Raw genomic sequence first — 22,643 nt, forward strand, 5'->3', positions numbered from 1 at the left:
TTGGGGTGAACAAATGCGGAAATCAAGTCTGGTTTTAGTGTTAGTTCTCATGGTTGATCTTTTTTCTTCATGCGTAGGAATTCATTACAACGCTGATGGTAAAGCCTCAGCGGCTGCATCAAATCTCATGCTTAACGGAAGCTTTGAGAATACAACGACAACCCTGGATTCAACCTGGACAGGGGTTACAGACGCTGCTCCGGTGGGCTGGAGCTTATGGGTCCCTACAGGTAGCGGGAAAGGCACGAATAAAACAGCGAATATCAAGATAGACGCTGGCACTGCGCATGAAGGAACCCGGTCCATGCTGTTTGATGCCTTTGCCACAAGCAGGATTTCCATCAATCAGGGGGTAACTTCGGTTATCCCCGGTAAATCCTACAGACTTAAAGTCTGGCTAAAGACAGACAACGTCACTGGGCAGGGAGCCTACTTTAGAACACAGTATTACAATACTGCCAAAGTGGGAGATGGACCTTCTTCTCCCAAAATAACAGGCACACAGGACTGGAGTATGCAGCAAGTACTTTTAACTATGCCGGCTAATGCGACGAAGCTTGTCATCGAGCCTTTTTTGGAGACTGGAAAAGGAAAGCTTTGGATAGATGATATCCTATTGGAGGAATATACGGGTCTTACGGGGATTGCACTGGACCGGACGGCCTTCTCTATGGTCAAAGGGGACACCGTTGCACTTCTGCCGACATTATCTCCTTTAACGGCGGTGGATAAAACGGTAGTGTGGACTTCAAGCAATCCAGAAGCTGCGACTGTGGATGTATTTGGTAATGTAACGGGTACGGGGATCGGATCTTCGACCATCAAGATTGCCACGCCGGATGGTAGCCTCGCAGCCGAATGTCTGGTTACTGTTGAAGCTCCTGACACGATACAGGCCTATAAAAAACTGATGCTGAAATGGTATGACCGATTAAGTGGTGGCCAATACGATGGGAATGATCCTGATATCGCTGCCAGTATAAATGCTCAGGCTGTGACGGCTGCTGCATTTTGGGAGAGTATGAACAAATCCTCCGGCCGCACCTCCTTGTGGAGTGATACCGCGAGCACTACAGATTCACAGTTTATTACAAGCGCTTACAATCGCTTGAAGACTATGGCATTGGCCTATTCTGTGGAGGGCTCGGAGCTTTATGGCAGCAGCGTTTTGGCCAATGATATTGTAAGCGCAATCAATTGGATGTACACCAACCGTTATAATCCGGGAAAAAGTGCTTATGGGAACTGGTGGGACTGGGAGATCGGCACGCCGCAGGTTGTAAATGATCTTATAGTGCTCATGTATGACCATCTGACGCCGCAGCAAATCAATCAGTATCTTGCGGCTATTGATGCCTTCTGCCCGGATCCCAGAGTAGGGTCGGTGCTTGGCGTCAAAGGCACAAAGATGACGGGAGCAAACCTGCTGGATAAAGCGCTTGTGGTCACGGTAAGAGGCGTGATTGGCAACAACAGCGCGAAGATCATTCAGGGCCGTGATTCCATTGGCTCCGAGTATGTGTACACAACCCATGGAGATGGTGTATATAAGGATGGTTCGCTCGTTCAGCATAATAATATTGCCTATACGGGAGGTTATGGTTCGGTCTGGCTCAAAGGGACGGCTGATATGTCTTATCTGCTGACCGATTCCCCATGGCCAATAACGGACCCGAATGTTCTGAACATTTACGAATGGGTGGCTCAGACTTACGAGCCGGTGATCTACAACGGTCAATTTATGGATTCGGTAAATGGTAGAGGTATTTCTAGAAAAGGGAGCGGCAGCGCAAGGGGGTTAATTGTCACCCTGCTGCGGATGGCTGAAACTGCTCCGGACAATATTGCAGTATCCATTAAGCAAGCCTCAAAAGAATGGATCTCAGCGAATATGGCATCCGGCAATTATTATGAAGGGTTGTCGCATGCCGATATAACGATTGTAAAAAAGCTGATGAATGACGGGAAGATCCATCCAAGAGGAGCTCTTATTAAGAATCAGGTATTCGCCGGCATGGATCGGGTAGTTCATCTGCGAGAAGGTTACGGCTTCGGCTTGAGTCTGTTCTCGAATCGCATCTCGGCGTTTGAGAAAGGGAACAACGAGAACCTGAAAGGATGGTATACGGGGATTGGGATGACCTATTTATATGATCAGGATCTGGCTCAATACCGCAATGACTTCTGGCCTACCGTCAATTCCTACCGCTTGCCTGGCACGACAACGGATGGATCTGGGCAAGGGATGGTACCTGTGGAATGGAAAAGCTACATGAATCCCAAAACCTGGGTGGGTGGATCGTCGCTGGAAGGCCTTTACGGTTCAGCCGGTATGGATTTCTCACTCTCGCAAGTGACCGGCAGCGATTTACAGGGCAAGAAATCCTGGTTCATGTTCGATGACGAGATTGTGGCGCTTGGTTCGGGAATTTCCAAAACAACTGCCGGCCCGCAGTCTGTTGAGACGATTATCGATAACCGGATGCTGAACGAAGTGGGAAACAACAAACTTGTAATCAACGGAGCTGTAGAACCGTCACAGCCGGGATGGTCAGCGACATTGAAGAATGTTCAATGGGCCCATCTGAAGGGGAATGTGCCAGGTTCCGACGTTGGCTACTATTTCCCTGAAGCTCCAAGTATTCTGGCGCAACGCGAGTCCAGAACTGGCAGTTGGAAAGAGATTAATGCTTCTCAATCCGATGCTCCCATTACGCGCAACTATTTAAGCCTGGCAGTTGAGCATGGGGATACGCCTACGAATGACTCATACAGTTATGTTCTGTTGCCTAATCGTGACATTTCAGGTACTGAGGGTTACAGTGGCAACCCGGATATCGAAGTGCTGCGCAATACAGAGGATGTGCATGCGGTCAGAGAGAAGAAGCTGGGCATAACCGCCGCTAATTTCTGGAATCCAGGAACGGTAGATTTCATCAAGGCGCGCAATCCGGCTTCCGTGATGATTCGGCAGATCGATCAGGAGCTTGTAGTTTCGGTGTCTGATCCTACACAGTCACAAAATCAATTGTCCCTGGAACTGGATATACCGGGATTGACACTGCTCAGCAAAGACAGCAAGACAGATGTGATGCAGGCTTCGGGAAATACTGTTATTACGGTGGATGTGAAGGATTCTATAGGGGCTACACATGTATTGAAATTTAAGATTACTGAAGGAGAGGCTCCAAAAGACGAATATGATGAGCTTCGTGGAAGATGGGTGGAGTATTTGACCGGAGGGCAATCCTTCAACCCGAATCATCCGGACATTGCCAAGTCCATAAAGATTTTATCAGATAAGATTAGCAATCAGGAGCAAACTGGATTCTGGGATACGATGAACAAGCAAATGAACCGTACTTATTTATGGAGTGATAAGCCGGGCAGCACAGCGGATGCTTTTGATACGGCCGCCTCTTATAATCGGTTGAAGGATATGGCTATTGCCTTTTCGACAACTGGCTCACCATTATACGAGAACAAGCAGCTGAAATCAGATATTCTGGACGCTTTAGATTTCCTATATGTGAATTGGTATAACGAAACCAAACTGGAGAAAGGCAATTGGTTCGAATGGGAGATCGGTATTCCGCTTGCATTGGGAGATACAATGGCCTTGATGTTCGAGTATTTGTCAGCCGATCAGATTAATAAATATACCAAAGCCATTGATAAGTTCTGTCCGGACCCAACCAAACGGACCAATCAGCCCTCGTTGATGGAAACCGGTGCGAATCGGCTGGATAAAGCACTGGCGGTGGTCCTGAGGGGCATTCATAATCGTGACAGCGCAAAGATCAAACAAGGACGGGATGCGGTTAGCCAGGTATTGCCCTATGTGACCCGCGGAGACGGCTTTTATGAGGACGGCTCCTTTATCCAGCATAATAATATTGCTTATACCGGCAGTTATGGGGCTGTATTGCTTGGCGATATGATGAAAATGATGACTCTGCTGACAGGGTCCTCCTGGCCGCTGACGGATGCCAATATGAAGAATGTATACAACTGGGTAACGGATTCTTATGAAACTCTTGTCTACAGAAAATTAATGATGGATATGGTGTTCGGCAGATCGATAGCTCGGGGCAACAGGCAGCTCGTGCCTTGGTCACATATTCTGCGGCTGGCCTCTTCCGCGCCACCGGAGCAAGCGGCCCGATTTAAATCGATGGTAAAGTATTGGTTTGAAGCCGATACGGTAGTAGAAAGTTATTACGAGGGTCTACGAGTAGCTGATGTTGTTCTGCTTCAGAGTCTTATGAATGATCCTGAGGTGCAGCCATCAGGAGACCTTACCGTGCATAAGCAGTTCGCGGCTATGGACCGGATTGTCCACCATCGGCCTGGATATGCCTTTGGGATCAGCATGTCATCCGCCCGAATCGCCAACTATGAAGCTGGCACAGAGAACCTGAAGGGCTGGTATACAGGTGAAGGCATGACCTATCTGTATAACCAGGATCTGGATCAATATGCAGATGCATTCTGGCCAACCGTGAACGCTTACCGTCTGCCTGGGGTTACATCGGATGGGGCAACGCGCGGTGCAGGCAAGACCACATCTAAAACATGGGTGGGAGGATCATCCATAGACGGTCTTTACGGAGCGGCCGGCATGGATCTGGATCCGGATAACAGCACATTGTCCGGTAAAAAGTCCTGGTTCATGTTCGATGATGAAATCGTAGCGCTTGGTGCAGGCATTACAAGCACGGATAACCGCAAGGTGGAGACCATCGTAGATAACCGTAAGCTCAAGGCGAGCGGAGATAATGTACTTACGGTCAACGGAGAGGTTAAACCATCCGCGCTGGGCTGGTCTGAGTCAATGAATCAGGTGCATTGGGCACATCTGGAAGGCAATGTTCCTGGTTCGGGGATCGGTTATTATTTCCCTGATGCCCCGACGATAGACGGTCTGCGAGAGTCTCGGACTGGCGCATGGAAGGATATTAATCAAGGGGGATCCACGGAGCCGATTACGAGAAATTATGCCAGCCTGTCGATTGCTCAGGGAACGAATCCGGTGAATCAATCGTATTCGTATGTGCTGCTGCCGAATCAGGATGAAATGGCGACAGCGCGCTACAGCAGTAGTCCTGACATTGAAATTATAGCCAACACGGATAGTGTTCAAGCCGTGAAGGAACAGAAGCTGGGACTTACGGCTATGAACTTCTGGGTTCCGGGAATGATCGAATCCGTGCGTGCCAATCAGCCAGCTTCCATTATCGTCAAGGAGTCTGGAGATGAACTGACGATAGCCATTTCGGATCCGACACAGTCTCAAACCGTGGTGAATGTGGATGTCGGCAGAACCGCGCTGGAAGAGCTGATGAAAGATCCAACCGTGACGGTACTGCAGACCTCGCCGAGGATCGAACTCGCAATTCATACGAGCGGATCAAAAGGAAAAAGCCATGTAGTCAAGTTCAGAATTGATCCGAATGCCGAGCCTTCCGAGCCCTCCGATTCGGAACCAGATGAAGCGGCAAAAACGAAGCTGTATGTTTCTGAAGATGCGTATGTCAATGGAGGATCGAAAGCTGCAGTCAATTATAGCTCGGTCAATTACTTGCAAATCAGAAATGGCAGTGGGGACACAGACAGAAGGACTTATCTGAAATTCGACCTGAGCTCATTTGTCGGCGAAGTCGGTTCTGTGAAGCTGAATGTGTTCGGAAAGACAAATGACGGGGCAGGCACTTTGTCCGATATCGGTGCATTTGGAGTCCAAGATGATTCTTGGACAGAAGCAACGATAAATTACAATAATGCTCCAACAATCGGAACTCAAGCCGCGCTGCAGACTTTTTCCGGACCGGAGCAGTGGCGGCAGTTCGATATCACCTCATGGGTTGGTAAAGAGTTCCCTTCCGATCCGGTGATAAGCTTGGCGCTCAGGCAGGTAGGCTATAATCTCGCCACAGATATAAGAAGCCGCAAGAACGAGAATGGCAAATATGCTGCGAATCTGGAGATTCTGCCGAAAGATACAACACCTCCAGTCACGAAGGCGACTGTACTTGGAGAAGCAGGAGAAGGGGGCGCATTTAAGGGCAAAGTCAATATCACTTTTGATGTTACCGACCAATCCAATGGGGGGGCTGTTGGCTGGGGAGTCAAGCGGACCGAATACCGGCTCAACGGAGGTGCATGGAATGCGGTTACTCAGAGCGTATATATTGAGAACCCCGGAACCTTCAGCATTGATTATCGTTCGGTGGATAAGGCTGGCAATGTAGAGCCGTTCCGGCAGCTTCAGGTGACGGTCATGGAGCCTACAGAAAGAGTCTCAACGGCAATCAGCGGTCCGGCAATCCTGACTGTCGGGGAGACCGGAACGGCGGTTACTTCGGTTGTATACAGCGATGGCAGCCGTTATATAGTAACCGAAGGCATAATCTATGAGAGCAGCGATACTAACGTCGCAAGTATAGGCAAAGATGGCCATATTGAAGCAAAAGGCCCGGGTGTTTCGGTTATTTCATCCGTTTATGACAGCATGACCGCTTCCTATTCATTAAAGGTGTATGAACAGCCGCCGGAGCTTCTCTCCATTTCGTTAAGCGGTCCGACATCCTTGGAAACAGGGCAGAGTGGTACGGTGGTCACAACAGCAGTATATAGTGATGATAGCCGCCATACGGTAACCGAGGGTGTGATCTACGAGAGCAGTAACAGGAAGGTAGCCACAGTAACGGCAACAGGGCAGCTACAAGCACTCGATCCGGGCATGACTGTGATTACTGCAAGTTACGGAGGACAGCAGAGCAGTCTGACGCTTCAGATTCTACAAACGGAAGACAATACTTCAACTGTTTCGAGTCCGCAACCACAAGTACCTTCCGTACCGGAGGAAACGGCGGGACGACTGCAACTAAATGCAGCCTCGTTGAACGATCTTTCGGCAGCAATTGTCTACAAGGGTAAATTGAGAATGCTAGTATTGCCGGGGATGGCAGCAGACATGCTGAACCAGAAGCCGCTTCGGGTAGAGGCTTCTAACTTCAATGTGACCCTTCCGGCAGCGGTGCTTCAACAATTGCAGGCTTTGGTTCCTGCGGAGCAATTGGCCGATAGCCAAATCCTTCTGGAGGCTTCCGAGGTAAATGGGGGAGCGAAGCAGAGAATACTAGCTAACGCGGAGCGGCAATCTGGTGCAGCATTGAACCAGGCAGGGGAGTTCCTTCTCTTTAACCTGTATATTGTCGCTGGTGACGGTACACGAAGCATACTTCACCCATTTGTTGAGCCCGTTACATTGGAGCTTAACATTTACCCTGAGGCAAAAAGGAATTTGCTCGGCGGCTATTATTTTCCGGAGTCCGGAAATATGGAGTATGCGGGTGGTTCCTGGCTGAAGGGCAAGGTGGCTCTGCACACCGAACACTTAGGCACATATGCTGTGCTGGAATATAACAAATCGTATGACGATATTCCTTCTGGACATTGGGTGGCGGCGGTTGTGCAAGAGCTGTCGGCCAAACATCTGATTCAAGGCGTCGGACCTCGGAATTTCGAGCCGAACCGATCAGTGACCCGTGCCGAATTTACAGCTATGCTGGTCCGCTTGCTAGGACTTGAAGCGAAAGGATCTACAGCATTTGCGGATGTATCTGCGGATCAGTGGTATGCGGGGGAAGTGGCGCGGGCTGTAGAGGCGGGGATAGTCCATGGGGTGAGTGAGACTCGCTTCGCCCCAGAAGCTCTTATTTCCCGCCAAGAAATGGCGGTCATGGTGATGCGAGCGTACAAATATGTCAGCGGGAGAAAGGTGGAGCCGAAGCCTGTAATCCAATTCGGTGACTTGCGTGCGGCTGCCTCATGGGCCCGTGAATCGATCAGCGCTGCCCAAGCCCTTGGACTTATCCAGGGACGAAGTGACCAGCAATTTGCTCCGGGAGGCTCAGCAACTCGAGCTGAGAGTGCAATGGTTCTACACAATCTTTTAGCAATTAAGACTGAAAATTAAGAATTGAAGCCAGGGCTTTGGGAAGGTTCAGTAGAACCATTCCAAAGCCCTTTTGGCGTTTAGAGAAATCTGCCGGTTTGGATGGACAAAGCTTTCGTTGAGGTTTCATTTCTACTCGGTTTGTGAATAATGGAGGATTGAATAGGAAGGGAGCATTAGAGATGCAAGAATATATGGATATAGTGCTGCGGGCTGTTGTTGCTATGATCATGCTCTTATTGACCGCTAAAATATTGGGCAAACAGACTATTTCTAATCTGACGTTCCACGATTTCGTGACAGGAATTATTTTAGGATCGATTGCATCGAATTTAGCATTTAATAAAGATCTGAAATCTTCGTATATGATCGTGGCCCTTCTAGTCGTTGTAGCCGTGTCTTTTTTATTTTCTGTTCTCGCTTTAAAGAATCGTAGAATGAGAAGCTGGATCTCAGGATCACCTACGGTACTTATCGAAAACGGGAAAATTCTTGAAGGGAATATGAAAAAGGTAAGGTATTCTTTAGACTCCTTGGATCAGGCGCTGAGGGAAAAAGAAATTTTTAATCTAGAGGTAGTAGAGTATGCCGTATTAGAAGATAACGGAATGGTATCCGTCTTAAAGAAACAAGAGTATCAATATGTTACTCGAAAAGATTTGAAGCTTCTTTCGGTTCCTCAGAGCTTTCCCGTTGAGTTAATTATGGATGGCGTTCTTATGGAAGAGAATCTTGAGAATAATGGACTGACCAAAGAATGGCTGGAGAACGAATTAAGACGGAAGGGGAAAAGGATCTCCGACGTATTTTACGGGGTAAGAGGAACGCAGCAGCAGCTTGTTTTTGACTACTATGAAGACGGGATAAAAGAACCTATTGATAAAGAATAATGTTTATTCAAATTGGAGATTGACGGATCGCTGAGGACCGCTCTATAATGTTTGTATAATTATTAATTAGTTAATAAAAATATAAATGTTGAAGGGCGGAGTTTATTCATGGCAGATCACGCAATCCTTAACACAGACATTCGCAAAGGTACGATAAACAAAAATATTTATGGACACTTTTCTGAGCATCTAGGACGTTGTATTTATGAAGGCATTTGGGTAGGAGAAGATTCACCGATTCCTAACACTAACGGTATTCGTAATGATGTTGTGAAAGCGCTTAAAGAAATACAAATTCCAGTGCTTCGCTGGCCGGGTGGATGTTTTGCAGATGAATATCATTGGAAAGATGGTATTGGCGATCGCGAAGTTCGTAAACGTATGATCAATACGCATTGGGGCGGCACGGTTGAGAACAACCATTTTGGTACACATGAATTTATGGAATTATGTGAGATGCTGGAATGTGAACCTTATATCAATGGTAATGTGGGCAGTGGTACGGTTCAAGAGATGTCCGAATGGGTAGAGTATTTAACCTTTGGCGGTGTCTCCCCGATGTCTGAGCTTCGCCAGCAGAACGGCCATCAAGAGCCTTGGGCCGTGACTTATTTTGGCGTCGGTAATGAGAACTGGGGCTGTGGCGGGAATATGCGTCCGGAATATTATGCAGATCTTTATCGCCAATATCAGACGTATGTACGTAATTATGGGGACAATCGTATTCACCGGATCGCTTGTGGTCCTAACGTGGATGATTATCACTGGATGGAAGTTCTGATGCGTGAAGCTACGCGCTTTATGGACTCGATTACTCTTCATTATTATACGATTCCTGGTCCAGCTTGGGAGGATAAAGGGGCAGCAACAGGCTTTGAAACTAGTGAGTGGTTTAGCACTTTAGAGAAGGCCCTTCGTATGGATGAGCTGATTACTAAACATGGCGTTATTATGGATAAATATGACCCAGATAAAAGAGTAGGCCTTATCGTTGACGAGTGGGGAACTTGGTACGATGTTGAGCCAGGCACGAACCCGGGATTCCTATATCAACAAAATTCGATTCGGGATGCCCTTGTAGCTGGCGTGACCCTGAATATTTTCCATAAACACAGTGACCGGGTACGGATGGCAAATATTGCGCAGACCATTAATGTGCTTCAAGCGGTGATTTTAACCGAAGGCGAAAAAATGCTGCTAACGCCTACCTATCATGTATTTAATATGTTCAAAGTCCATCAGGATGCTGAGTTGTTGGATTTAACAATCGATAGTGGGACTTACAGCTTTGAGGGCCGCGAGATTCCTGAAGTATCTGCTTCAGCTTCCGTCACAGACGCTGGGATCATTCATGTCAGTCTTTGCAACTTGAATCACGCTGCTTCAGCTACGGTACCCCTTGAGCTACGTGGCCTTTCCGGGCAGAAGGTTGAAGTGACAGGCACTACGCTCACAGGTAACAAGATAGATGCTCATAATACATTTAACCAGCCGGATGCTGTTGTACCACAAGCTTTTACAGCCTTTACACTTGAAGGTGATCTTCTTAATGTAGAGCTGGCTCCAATGTCAGTAACAGTGCTGGAGATTACGCCGAAGGCATAAGGTGGTGTTATCATGTCAACAACATCTGCATGCAAGGGGTGTCGCGACGATTATAAGGTTACCGAAGCACAGATAAAGCGTATCCTGTCATCATCCATGTTTAAGACAGAGCTTTGTGTTCCAGATAAGGTTTATGCTGAACGGATTTCTCTTTGCGGGACTTGTCCTAAGCTGCATGAGAATGTGACTTGCGTCGCTTGTGGCTGCATTATTCCCGTTGTAGCTAAGCTTAAGGAACGTAGCTGTCCGCTGCCTGGTGGCGGATTATGGGGACCCTTCATTGAACATGAAATAAGGTAAAATAAGAGCCGCATTCGACTCTCCAACGGGAGATGAATGCGGCTTTATTCATGAAATATAAGAAAGTATAAGTTTCACGCTATAGTTTAGATCTTATATTTTTCAAGAAACGGGTATCGTCTTTAAAAGACGACAACGTCGTTTCTTCTTAAGTATCTGTGTAGAACAGCTCAACGATTAGATCATCATTATAGTTGCCGAAGCCTTTGCCAAAAAGAGTAATGCCGCCAATATGCTCGGCCTCTTCATCGACGGAAAGCTTGAAAGTCCATTGCTTGTTGCGGATGTTCACTTGATCCAGCGTAACGTCGGACAATTTCAAGCCGTCCATAAACGTGCCTTTAGATGTAATGCGCAGCTGCTTAAGAAGGCCGTATTGATTCGTGAGTGCTGGCCACCAAGCTGGCGTGTATTTACCGCGTCGATCTCCGTAGTCACCCGGACTTGTCCAGAATCCAAGCTGCACTCCGTTTAGTGTGAAGGTGATGTCGGAGGGCCAATTATTATTAATGGAAGGTGCTTCGGAGGCAATCTCCATCGTAATGATTAGCTCCTCGGGCTGTTGACTGGAGAGAAGGAAGTTAGGAATTTTATATTCGATATATCCTTTGCCGAACCAGAGAATACCAGCATTCATACGCTCGAGATCCCAGAAATAACGGGGATCATCAAAGCTGCCAATCACTTGCTCCGTAGTGGCGAGACCGCAGGTAGGCTCGATCAGGAAGTCCGAATAATGTCCAACCGGAATTTCTTTACGGTAGCTTTTGCGCTCATGCATTTGTCTGCCTGGAAAGGTGATCTCGGCACTTTCAGCAGCTATGGTACAGATCTTTTGCAGACCGCTTCGTCCAGGTGCCATATGTGTCTGGATAAGTCCTGCAGCTTCCAGCTTACGCACATGCATTGTCATAATGGCGCTGCTCAAATTTACTGCTGCGGCCAATTCCTTGACATTCATTGGGTTCTCGGCAAGCAAGCGCAGCAGGTGCAGACGAACTGAACTGGCTAAAGCTTCGTAGACGGGAAGGGATTCTTCCGACAGGTCAAGTTTCATAGATGGCCTCCAATTTAGTTCAAGACGTATAGTTAATGATTATATTATTTAAATGCTTGTTTTACAATACGAAGGTGAGAAACTTTCTGGATGCTCATTCACTTTAATCGCGTGATTTAAGATAAAAAGAACGGAGCCTGAGGCTCCGCTCTCTTTCCATTTCCGCTGATGATTTCTTAATTTACATTCGAGTGATACTCTGTCAGTACTTCGTCTGCTTTAAGCGCTCTGCTGTAAATCTTCAGTTCATCAATCATTCCCTTGTAAGGGACGTCCCAATAATTTACGCCAAGTGCGAATACACCATTCTTGTTCTTAAACACATTCGGGAAGCCCTCACCGGAGAATTGCTCAACTCCGTCGAGGTATACCTTCACGGTACCGTTGTTGACCGTAAATGCTACATGCGTCCATTTATTCTCTGGAATCTTCATAGCGGAAACAGCATCATACCAGGCCTCGCCAGACCATAGGAGTGTTTTACCTCCGCCGTTCTGAGGAACGAAGCTAATCCAGCTGCTTATCGAAGCAGTACCGAAGAAGGTTGTTGTTGCATCAGTAAGCTGCTCAGGGTTTAACCACATAGATACGGTATAGGTATTGCTGTCAATTAATCCATCAGGTAACCGGATTCCGGAAACACCGTCAAATACTGCTGCTTGATTAATGATACCGCTACCGTAAGTAATGTTACCTACAGTTGGAGCTTCGATTTTTATTCCCGTAACCTGGCCAGTACCGACCCATTGGAGGGAGTCATCAAGGTTTCCGTCAAAAGCATAATAGGCTACTTTTCCATCCGTAACGTTTACCTTATAGTCTGCTGAGACACCACTATCATCAGCCGCAGTAGCAGTAATTACTGCTTCACCACCGACCGTTAGTGCTGTTATGGTTCCGGTTGTACCATCTATTGAAACGGCGCTAGGATCACTAGAACTCCAAGTGAGTTTCTTATTTCCTGCATTGGTAGGCAGTACATTTACTTGAGGAGTAAAGGTATTCCCCACAGCCACATCCATTTCAGCAGCACTGATGGTTATCGTACTTACTTTAACATTGCTGTCAGGCTGACCGTTTACCAGCAAGTCAACCGCTTCTGCGGAGAGTGCACTTTCATAGATTCGCAGGTCATCTATCAATCCTTTGTAGGGGATATCCCAATAGTTTACGCCCAAGGAGAATACTGCATCTGCGCTGTCAAATACATCCGTAAATCCTTTTCCAGTGTACTTCAATACTCCGTTTACATAGAGCTTCGCAGTCCCAGCATCGTAAGTGAAAGCTATATGCGACCATTGGTTAACTGGAATCTGGATGCCTGCTTCTGCATCATGGAAGGTTTGACTGCCAAACCACATCCGGGTTGTAGCTCCGCCGTTTCCATAAGGCAAGAGACTAATCCAATTCGTATCTGTTGTAGCACCAAAGAAGGCTGTAGTGAATGGAGTCAATTCTTGTGGGTTAAGCCACATGCCTACTGTGTAGGTGTTGCCTTTAATCAAACCATTTGGTAGGCGAATACCGGAGCTACCGTCGAATTTAGCTGCAAGACCAACTTCACCAGTCTCATAGGTGATGTTCCCACCAGTATTGTTAATCCGATTGCCGGTAATTGTACCCTTATCAGTACGATCTCCGTTCTCTGAAAGATCTCCTTCAAAATCATACGCTGCCACCAAACCGTCTTCCAGTATATTTCCAGTCAGTTCCATTACAACGATAGTAAAGGTCTTAGTTGCAGTAGACTCACCCAGCACAATCGTAGCAGTAAGTTCAATCGTTGCGTTGCCGAGTCCTTTTTCAGGACGAACAACTGAACCATCGTTTCCTACTACGGCTTCATTGGAAGATGACCACGTAATGACTGTTCCACTTACGGCCTCAGTTGGGAGCGTAAGATCTTTGTACACTTTACTTGTGTTGCCTAGGCTTAAACTATCTTTAACATTGGATACAATTTGATCTGTGCTCAGCAGTTCAATTTGGCTGCCCCAGACGGTAACACCCTTATTGGACATGGCTGTGAAAGTCATAACATTGCTCTGACGAGTGGAATCCCATTGTTTTACGAATACACCTTTGTAGAGATTTTGTACAGTAGCTCCGTTTTCTGTTTCATTGATGAGCAGGTCGGCGTAATACTCTCCTTTTAGCGCCCAAGAACCGGTTACGGACCCTGTAATAGTTCCATCACCTCGCAGTTCGATAGCTGTTGTGGATTTAATTTTAGCAGAAGTATCTTTCCCGTGATTCACGAACTGATAAGCTCCAATAACATCATCCTGCATAACAGCAGCGATAGTTTCACCAGTGTAACGATGAGGAGAAGTGAGCGGCCATCCATCCTCGTTGGTGAACATTTGATGCACACGAAGCTCATGTGTTTCACCACGCTGCGGGAAACGAGTGTGGAAGAAGTTGAATATTTTACCTGTCTCTTCATCATAATTCACTGAATTATGGCCTGATGCAACATAGCCGTAGGTTTGAAAGTCTGGGTCACTATTCACGTTCGTGAACATGAAGTTACCAAGAACTTTGTTGCCAATGGCCGAATGGTCATTGCTCGTTGCCAGCACTGCACTTTGTCCGGCAGCATCCACATAAGGACCATCCGGATTCGTTGAACGGAACTGACGCATATTGTAACCACCGTCGGACGCAAGTCCTCCATAAGTTACATATAAGAAGTAGTAACCAGTATTCTTGTCGTAAACGATATACGGACCTTCGCCCGATTTGGTCATACCGCCAGAAATATGGGTACCGAAATACCGGTCGATTAGACGTCCATCAGCGGTCGTTCCATCTTTACCCGGATATTTAGGCTCGCCGGAAGCTGGATCGATTTCTAGAATAAATATGCCGCCTGACCATGATCCATAAGTCATCCACAGCTTGCCGTCTTTATCGTAGAATAACGTCGGGTCAATTGCGTTTGTATACGTTTTGTTCTTATAAGAACCGCCTGCGTCAAACCAATCTGGGTTGGCATCTTCTAATGTTCCGTTATTAATAAGCTTTTGAATATTTGTGTTTGTCCATTTTTTATTAATTTTGCTGTTAGTATCGTAATCTTCTTCCTTGGTGAAGCCGGAATAAATTACGGTATTTCCATAGGTATAAGGACCTTCAATATTTTGCGAAGTGGCAAAGCCGATCGCTGAGCGGATGTAAGTGGAAGAAGCGCTATAATACATCATATAAGCACCAGTGGTCCCGTCCGCATTCTTATAATCCTCATTCCAGAAAACGTCTGGAGCCCATATGGAAAATCCGCCTTTACTGTCAGAATCGTTCTCTCCAGCCCATTTAAAGGATTCTGCCAGATTCGCGGAAAGATCACCAAAGAGTACGTTGCCCGGTGTTGTATAACCATTTGTGAAACGAGTCCAATTCAGCAGATCATCGCTTTTGGCCGCATCGATATGAGACCCGAACACATAATACGTTCCTTTGTCTACAGCCACCGAAGGATCATGTACAGAAACATTGGTGAGTGCTGGTGCCGTTGCTGACGGACCCGGCGTAGCAGTAGGAGTCACTGTAGCTGTAGGAATCGGAGTAGTAGTAGCTGTAGCAACAGCGCCGCCGTCCGATCCACCAGAACCTGAACCACCAGAACCAGACGTTGCCGTAGCTGTTGGAGTAGGTGTTTCAAATTTGATTAGATTACTGTATTTACTGTCAAAGCTAATCTTACCGGTGCCTTGGATAGTAATCATCTCGTTTATGCCAAGGATAAGATTCTTGATTGCTGCACCAGCATCTACACGCAGCTTGGCTAATTGGTTCAATGTAACTTCAGTAATATTGCCTGCAGCTAGATGTAGTGTAGGCACTCCTAACGCCCGTACCTCAGCAGAATCAAAGTTTCCTCTCAGCCTGATGATTGAATCGTTCGGGAGCGTATTCTCTATAACGACCCGACCGAAGCCTGCTCCCGTCAAAGTAGTATCTTCCTCAAGCGCTACACCGGAATGTACACGTACGCTTGGTACGGCACTCGTTCCTTTAGTAACGACGCGAAGTCTCCCATTACGCTTATCTACAACCATGTCACCTGCATTAGAGTTACTAAGCACGATACTATTTTCGCCGCCGCCGGATACGAATATTGTTCCTTTAACAGTGACGTTATTCAGCGTGATATCGCCTTCTGCAATCCCTTCGGTAAGGTACAGGTTTCCGGAGATGGTGGAGTTGTTCAACTCAACACCCGGGCTACTAATTACCATATTCTGAGTGGTAATCCCCGTATAACTCCCGCTCTTAGAAGTGATTTGCCCGGCCAACTTCTCAATCATGCGCAGTGCTTCCGCTCTTGTTACGGCTTTTGCGCCTTTAAAGCTGCCGTCACTATAACCATTCAAATAACCTTCACCAAATAAAGATATTACAGCTTCTTGGCTCCATGAGGGTAAATCTTCAACATCTTTTGGTGCAGCGGTATTTGCAGAAGAATTGAGCTGGAATAGTCTGTGCAGCATAACCGCGGCTTCTTGACGGCTTACTACCTGTGTTGGACGGAAGGTGCCATCGCTATATCCTGATACATATCCTGCAGCCGAAGCTTTCTGGATATCGCTGTAATAAGCGCCTGACTCCAGTACATCCGTGAAGGCAATTTCTGATTTTTCCTGCAAATTAAAGGTCCGATTGATCAATGTAACCCATTCCGCGCGGGTGATCTCTTGATCCGGTTTGTAAATTCCATTTCCATAGCCTGAAATCAAGCCCTTATCCACCCAGGATTGAAAATCTTTCTCTGCCCAGTGGCCTGAATAATCGACAGCCTGTTGATGCGTGGATAGTGCGATTGTTTTGGAATCGCTTGCAGAAGCTGCTGAAATGAATGGTGCAGGTACTAGCAGCGTGAGTGCAAGAAGTGAAGCGGTTAGCTTACGAGTTGTTTTCCTCAAATTCATGATCCTCCGATTCTATTGATTAGAGATTGCGGCGGTACGAAAAATGTAAAACGCTTACAATAAAACTACTAAAAAAACGTTTTTCACAAATAAAAATGGATTTGTTTTATGTTCATACAAACCATATCGTGGAAAACGTTGTATATTGATCTCATTTTAAGCATGATATTAGCATATAGTCAAATAGAAATTTATGAAAGGATGAATCTATTTATATTTTTATTAATAAAAGGGAGTTGGGTTTGGATAGCGTATGAAAAGTACTGTAGATTACTACTGAAGTTGTGGAAAGTAAAAGAAGGTGGGAGATGTGGGCGATAAAGAGCTGGATAGTGGAAAGTGATAACTGGTTCATATCACAGTACAGATAGGGGGGCTAAGGAAGAATAAATACTAATTAGTTGTTCGCCCCCATGAAAGAACCAGCCTTGATTCTTAAGTGTACTAGAAGATTTTAAAGGTAATACATTTTGAACATAATATCTTGATCATGATTTCCGAATTTTTTTCCGAAAATTGTCGCGCCTCCGACGTGTTTTGCATCTTCCTTCACTTCGATCCGGAAAGTCCATCGGTCACAGGTCGTATCTAAATCTTCTATCGAAACGGAAGACATGGGGTCACCGTCAATGTAAGTTCCATTGTGATTAGTGATTCTAATCGTTTTTAGTAATCCATACTGGTTAATATTGTGCGGCCACCACTCAGGTGTGAATTTACCTCTTGCATCAGCAAAATCGCCAGGGCTTGTCCAAGTACCTAGTTCCAAGCCGTTCAATGAAAAGGTAATGTCTGAAGGCCATACGTCATTGGCAAATGGGAATTCAGAAGAAAGCTCTAAGCTAATCTCAAATTGCTGTAAGGTTTCATCTTTTTTTAGGAAATTGGCAATGTTGTATTGAACATAACCTTGGGTAAACCATAGAATCTCTGCATCGACTCTTTTAGAGTCCATGAAATACTTGGGTTCGTCTACTCTGCCGATAAACTCTTTCTCTGTGGCAAGTCCGCATGTAGGCTTCAGATCATAGTCCGTATAATGACCAATCGGCACGGATGTCTCATAGGAGGCAAAGGAATGAAAGATTTTCTTAGGGAAGTTAATCTCAATATGATCGACTCTAAGAATTGAAATTTTTTGCATTCCGGATTTACCAGGAACCTTTTCTGTTTTTATGATGCCTGCATCTTCTAACTTTTTAATATGTTTTGTTACGATGGGACTGCTTATTTTAAGTTCTTCTGCCAAATCTTTGATGTTCATCTTATTTTTGGAGAGTAACTGAATGATTTTTATTCGTACTTCACTTGCCAAGGCTTCATAAACAACGAGAGAGGACTTGTCTATTTCCAATTGCATTTTATCCACTTCTTTCAAAGTAATTTCATATACTGTAAAGTTTATTAATCTCTATATAAAGTAACACGAAAGGTAACTGAAGTAAATAATATATCGCTTTCATCTCGTCTTAATGAACTAAAAGGTTAACTAAGATTTAAAAAAATCAATTAAGTTTATTTAAAAGTTATTGACTACGCTTTCAAATCGACTGTATACTAAGTTTAAGTTAATCGTTTCCAACAAAGTTAATGTGAATGATTATCTTAACATTACAGCTGCAGGGGGAGAGAGTAATGAAAAAGAAATTTGGAGTAGTATTAGCAACGGTTCTAATGTTAACGACAGTGTTAGCAGGATGTGGTGGTAAAGATGATAGTAAGACGATTACGTTCTGGACACCGCTGACCGGTGATGATGGTGCTTATATGGATCAAATCGTTAAAGAATACAATGAAACGAATCCAGAGATTAAAGTGAAGCACGTTATTACAGCTGATATGTACACGAAAATTTCTACCGTTTTGGCTTCCAGCAAAGGTGTTCCTGATTTAGCCATTATCCACGCTGACCGTGTTCCCGGGTTTGTTAAGCAAGGTGTCTTAGAACCCATGCAGGATACTGTATTGCCGGCACAACCTGAACTAAAAGCTGAAAATTACTTACCACAAGCTTGGAACACTGGTAACATCGACGGAACGCAATACACAGTACCTCTTGATATCCACAGTAACGTAATGTATTACAATAAAGATTTGCTCAAGAAATATAATGCTGAATCTTTCTTGGATGATAACGTTGTTACGATTGATGAAATGCTTTCCTTGCAAGGTAAATTGGATGAAGGCGACTATGTAGTGAATGATGCCTTGCTCGGATGGGTTATCCTGGCTCAAATTCAAAACTTGGGCGGAGATATTCAGGTGGATGGCAAACCGGCTGTTAACTCCCCAGTATTTAAACAAGCTTTTGAAGATGTTAAGAAAATTGCCGATGCGGGTTTGATGACTCCATTTGGTGAAGACGGTTACTTGATGTTCCAATCCCAAAATGTACTCTTCTCCACAGATGGAACTTGGAGTTCTACCGCACATGCCGGAGTTGAAGGCTTGAACTTTGGTGTGACTAACATTTATTCTCCAACCGCTGATAAATTCACGAACAGATCTTCTTCTCACTTGTTCGCTATGCTTAAGAACGACAAGAGAACAGATGAAAAAGAAGTAGGGATTGCTAACTTCTTAGAATATGTGCGTACAAACTCAATGGAATGGGCAAAAGCTGGTCAAAACGTAGCCAGTAACGTAGTTAACCAAAGTCCAGAATACCAAAACTACATGCAATCCTTCTTTACTTCTAATGAAAAAGAAATTGAATCCCTTTACATTTACACATATGAGTACTACCCATACATTGCAGAAGCAGTAGATACTTATTGCGCAGATATCGTTCGCGGTAACGTTGATCTAGATGAGACCTTGGCAACCATGCAGAAGTTTGTAGAAGATAAGATCGCAGAAAGCAGCAGTGCAGCGAAATAAAGCGAAATAGAATAGATTGTACGAAGTAATGTGCCGTACTGTGGTGCATTACTTTGTGCAAAAGGAGAAATGAAATCCTATGAAAAAGAAAATAAACTGGGCACCTGCCTTCTTTGTAGGTCCGCACGTCATTTTGTTTGCTATCTTCATTTTATTGCCAACGATTTATGGGATTTATGCTTCATTTACAAAGTGGAATTTAATGAGTGACCCGGTATGGGTAGGCTTTGATAACTATAAGGCCATTCTTTTTGATGGCAAATCAACGTTTCATACTCAATTTTTCAGAGGTCTGAAAAATACGCTGGTCTTTGTGGTTCTCTCTGTTCCATTATTAATAGTTATCCCATTAATGGTTGCTGTTGCACTTGAACATAAAAAAGTTAAAATGAAGAGCTTAATTCAATCTATTCTCTATATTCCAGGCTTAATTTCAATTTCTGCGGCAGCACTAATCTGGCTTTTGATCTTTAATAAGCAATTAGGGATTACTGGTAATCTATTCGGATCACAAATTGCTTGGCCAGCAAATCAGCCGTATGCGTGGATTATCATCATTGTAATTACACTATGGGGTGGTATTGGGGGCAACATGATTATTTATCGTGCTTCCTTAAGTGGTGTTGCGCAGGAATTATATGAATCGGCAGAGCTCGATGGTGCGGGTTCAATTAAAAGATTCACAAGTATCACCTTGCCGTCTATTCGTTTTCCATTAATCTATACCTTTGTTATGACAACTGCTGGAGCCTTCAATGTATTCGGCCAACCGTTAATGATGACCGATGGCGGGCCTCGACAAAGTACACATGTACTCATGATGTATATTCGTCAATTAGCTTTCGGTAATGGTGAATCCATTGCAGGGATGGCATCGGCGATGGCAGTGTTATTGGGATTAGTAATCTTGGTGATCTCCGCACTGCAATATTATGTAATGAACCGAAATGCTACATAAGGTTCTCGGGAACTAATGGATTAACAAGGAAATGGAAAAGGTAGGTGTACTAAAATGTCAAATCAGGCGTTAAATGGCCTAGATAATCGTCCAGTTGTAAATAGAACAGGCAAAGTAAAAGGCTCATCCAATATTAGCATTTCAAAATATGTATCATATGCTTTTTTGCTTATCCTTTGTGTGATTTGGATTATTCCGGTTATATTCGGGATTTCCACATCTTTTAGATCACAAACGGAAGTGGTTTCCACCGGCTTTAGACTATTTCCTGAAACATGGGTTTTTGAGAACTATGTAACGATTCTGAACAATACTTCAACAGCCCCGATTCTACGTTGGTTAGGCAATTCATTATTTATCGCGACATCCCACACCATCCTGGTGGTTATTGTGATTTCGATTACTGGCTTTGGTTATACCCGGATTAACTTTAAAGGAAGAGACACGTTGTTCTTCACTTTGCTAGGCATCTCCTTCTTCCCCGGTGTGGTTAACTTGATTCCTTCTTACAAAATTATCGATTCCTTGGGTTGGGTGAATACTTCCTGGGCAATGATTATTCCGGGTCTTGCGGGTATGGGGAACATCTTCTTGGTCAGACAGTTTATGAACGGTATCCCCAAAGAATTAGATGAGTCTGCAAAAGTTGACGGTGCTAGTGATTTTAGAATTTTCGCACAAATTATATTGCCGCTAGTTAAGCCAATTTTGATTGTTTGCGGATTGTTCTCCTTTACGGGATCTTGGAATGACTTCCTCTGGCCGGTTATCGTGTACACAGATGTAGACAAAATGCCGGTTACAGCGGGTTTGCTCTTGCTTCAAGATATCTATGGAAACTATCGTATGATCGGGCAATTAATGGGGTCGGCGATTTTGGCGATCATTCCAACCTTGCTGCTATTTATATTTGCTCAAAAATACTTCGTTCAATCTATTAACTTGAATTCAGGTATTAAAGGGTAGATCCAATGAACATAAACTTAAATACACCTTACCTTCTTTATAAGGAAGGGTGTGTTTTGGTGACCCATAAAATTAAAAATAAAGAGAGATATAGGAGTTGTCATCATGAGAGAATTCAATGCGAAAAATCCGCTTATTGAGCAAAGGGCAGATCCATGGATCTATAAACATACTGATGGTTATTATTATTTCATAGCTTCGGTTCCGGAGTTTGATAGAATCGAGCTTCGTCGTTCTAAATCCATTCAGGGATTAGCTGAGGCTGAGGGTAAGACCATTTGGGTGAAGCATGAAACTGGCTTAATGAGTGCCAACATTTGGGCGCCTGAGATTCACTATATTGATGAAAAATGGTATGTGTATTTTGCAGCAGCACATACTTCCGATACGAAAGATGGCTTATTTGATCATCGCATGTTTGCCATAGAAAATTCATCCGCAAATCCTTTGGAAGGGGAATGGGTGGAGAAGGGTCAAATCAAAACGAAATGGGAATCCTTTGCCCTGGATGCAACCACTTTTGAACACAGAGGGGTTAGATACTACGTTTGGGCACAAAAGGATCCTGATGTTCCTGGTAATTCTAATATGTATATCTCCGAAATGGAGAATCCTTGGACATTAAAAGGAGAGCAGGTGTGCATCACCACGCCTGAATATGAATGGGAAAAAATCGGCTTCCTGGTGAATGAGGGTGCGGCAGTTCTTAAACGTAATGGACGTATTTTCATGACTTTCTCGGCAAGTGCGACAGATCATAACTACTGTATGGGGTTGTTAACCGCTGATGAGAATAGTGATTTAATGGATCCGAAATCATGGGTCAAAACACCAGAACCTGTGTTTACGACTTCTGAAGAAAACGGTCAGTATGGTCCGGGGCATAATAGCTTTACAGTTTCTGAAGATGGCACACAGGATATCCTGGTGTTCCATGCTAGAAGCTATAAGGAGATTGTAGGAGACCCGTTATATGATCCTAATCGGCATGCGCGTGTGCAAGTGATCGAGTGGAATGAAGATGGAACGCCAAACTTTGGTGCCCCTAGACCGGATACGAAATCTTAAAATAATGCTTCTCTAGTGTGAAGAAGCT

Annotated in this window: 11 protein-coding genes; 8 read left to right on the top strand and 3 right to left on the bottom strand. The window is 44.9% G+C overall.

Translation table 11 applies throughout. The annotated features are described in order from the left end of the window. The first annotated feature begins 13 nt into the window (after positions 1 to 13). From CA598_RS13560 to CA598_RS13575, 4 genes are all read left to right on the top strand, one after another. A complete protein-coding gene (locus tag CA598_RS13560) occupies positions 14 to 7,981 on the top strand; it encodes a polysaccharide lyase family 8 super-sandwich domain-containing protein (protein ID WP_094876855.1) in 7,968 nt (2,655 codons plus the stop codon). 161 nt (positions 7,982 to 8,142) lie between these two features. Next, entirely contained in the window at positions 8,143 to 8,850 is a 708-nt protein-coding gene (locus tag CA598_RS13565) for a DUF421 domain-containing protein (RefSeq protein WP_094876856.1), read from the top strand. A gap of 108 nt (positions 8,851 to 8,958) precedes the next feature. After that, on the top strand, positions 8,959 to 10,455 hold the full coding sequence (locus CA598_RS13570; protein WP_094876857.1) for an alpha-N-arabinofuranosidase: 1,497 nt from the start codon (positions 8,959 to 8,961) through the stop codon (positions 10,453 to 10,455). A 12-nt stretch (positions 10,456 to 10,467) separates the two neighbouring features. Next, the gene (locus CA598_RS13575; RefSeq protein ID WP_094871611.1) at positions 10,468 to 10,755 is read left to right on the top strand and encodes a hypothetical protein; all 288 of its coding nucleotides are present in this window, start codon (positions 10,468 to 10,470) and stop codon (positions 10,753 to 10,755) included. A gap of 148 nt (positions 10,756 to 10,903) precedes the next feature. Here the strand turns inward: CA598_RS13575 and CA598_RS13580 are convergent, their stop codons facing one another. The 3 genes from CA598_RS13580 to CA598_RS13605 form a co-directional block, all read right to left on the bottom strand. Next, on the bottom strand, positions 10,904 to 11,812 hold the full coding sequence (locus CA598_RS13580) for an ArsR/SmtB family transcription factor (RefSeq protein ID WP_094876858.1): 909 nt from the start codon (positions 11,810 to 11,812) through the stop codon (positions 10,904 to 10,906). Positions 11,813 to 11,988: 176 nt separating this feature from the next. After that, entirely contained in the window at positions 11,989 to 16,737 is a 4,749-nt protein-coding gene (locus CA598_RS32935; RefSeq protein ID WP_256990499.1) for a LamG-like jellyroll fold domain-containing protein, read from the bottom strand. 460 nt (positions 16,738 to 17,197) lie between these two features. Then, positions 17,198 to 18,103 (bottom strand): ArsR/SmtB family transcription factor, encoded by a 906-nt coding sequence (locus CA598_RS13605; protein ID WP_042186035.1) that lies wholly within the window; start codon positions 18,101 to 18,103, stop codon positions 17,198 to 17,200. A 275-nt stretch (positions 18,104 to 18,378) separates the two neighbouring features. On the opposite strand from CA598_RS13605, the gene CA598_RS13610 reads away from it, so the two are divergent. From CA598_RS13610 to CA598_RS13625, 4 genes are all read left to right on the top strand, one after another. Next, positions 18,379 to 19,623, top strand: a complete 1,245-nt coding sequence (locus CA598_RS13610; protein ID WP_094876859.1) for an extracellular solute-binding protein — start codon at positions 18,379 to 18,381, stop codon at positions 19,621 to 19,623. A 79-nt stretch (positions 19,624 to 19,702) separates the two neighbouring features. After that, positions 19,703 to 20,581: a carbohydrate ABC transporter permease gene (locus CA598_RS13615; protein ID WP_094871615.1), complete on the top strand. Its 879-nt coding sequence runs from the start codon at positions 19,703 to 19,705 to the stop codon at positions 20,579 to 20,581. A gap of 54 nt (positions 20,582 to 20,635) precedes the next feature. Continuing rightward, on the top strand, positions 20,636 to 21,547 hold the full coding sequence (locus CA598_RS13620) for a carbohydrate ABC transporter permease (protein ID WP_094871617.1): 912 nt from the start codon (positions 20,636 to 20,638) through the stop codon (positions 21,545 to 21,547). Positions 21,548 to 21,652: 105 nt separating this feature from the next. Next, the gene (locus CA598_RS13625) at positions 21,653 to 22,615 is read left to right on the top strand and encodes a glycoside hydrolase family 43 protein (protein ID WP_094876860.1); all 963 of its coding nucleotides are present in this window, start codon (positions 21,653 to 21,655) and stop codon (positions 22,613 to 22,615) included. Positions 22,616 to 22,643: the final 28 nt, after the last annotated feature.

It is taken from the genome of Paenibacillus sp. VTT E-133291 (assembly GCF_002264395.1).
GTDB lineage: Bacteria > Bacillota > Bacilli > Paenibacillales > Paenibacillaceae > Paenibacillus_AQ > Paenibacillus_AQ nitricinens.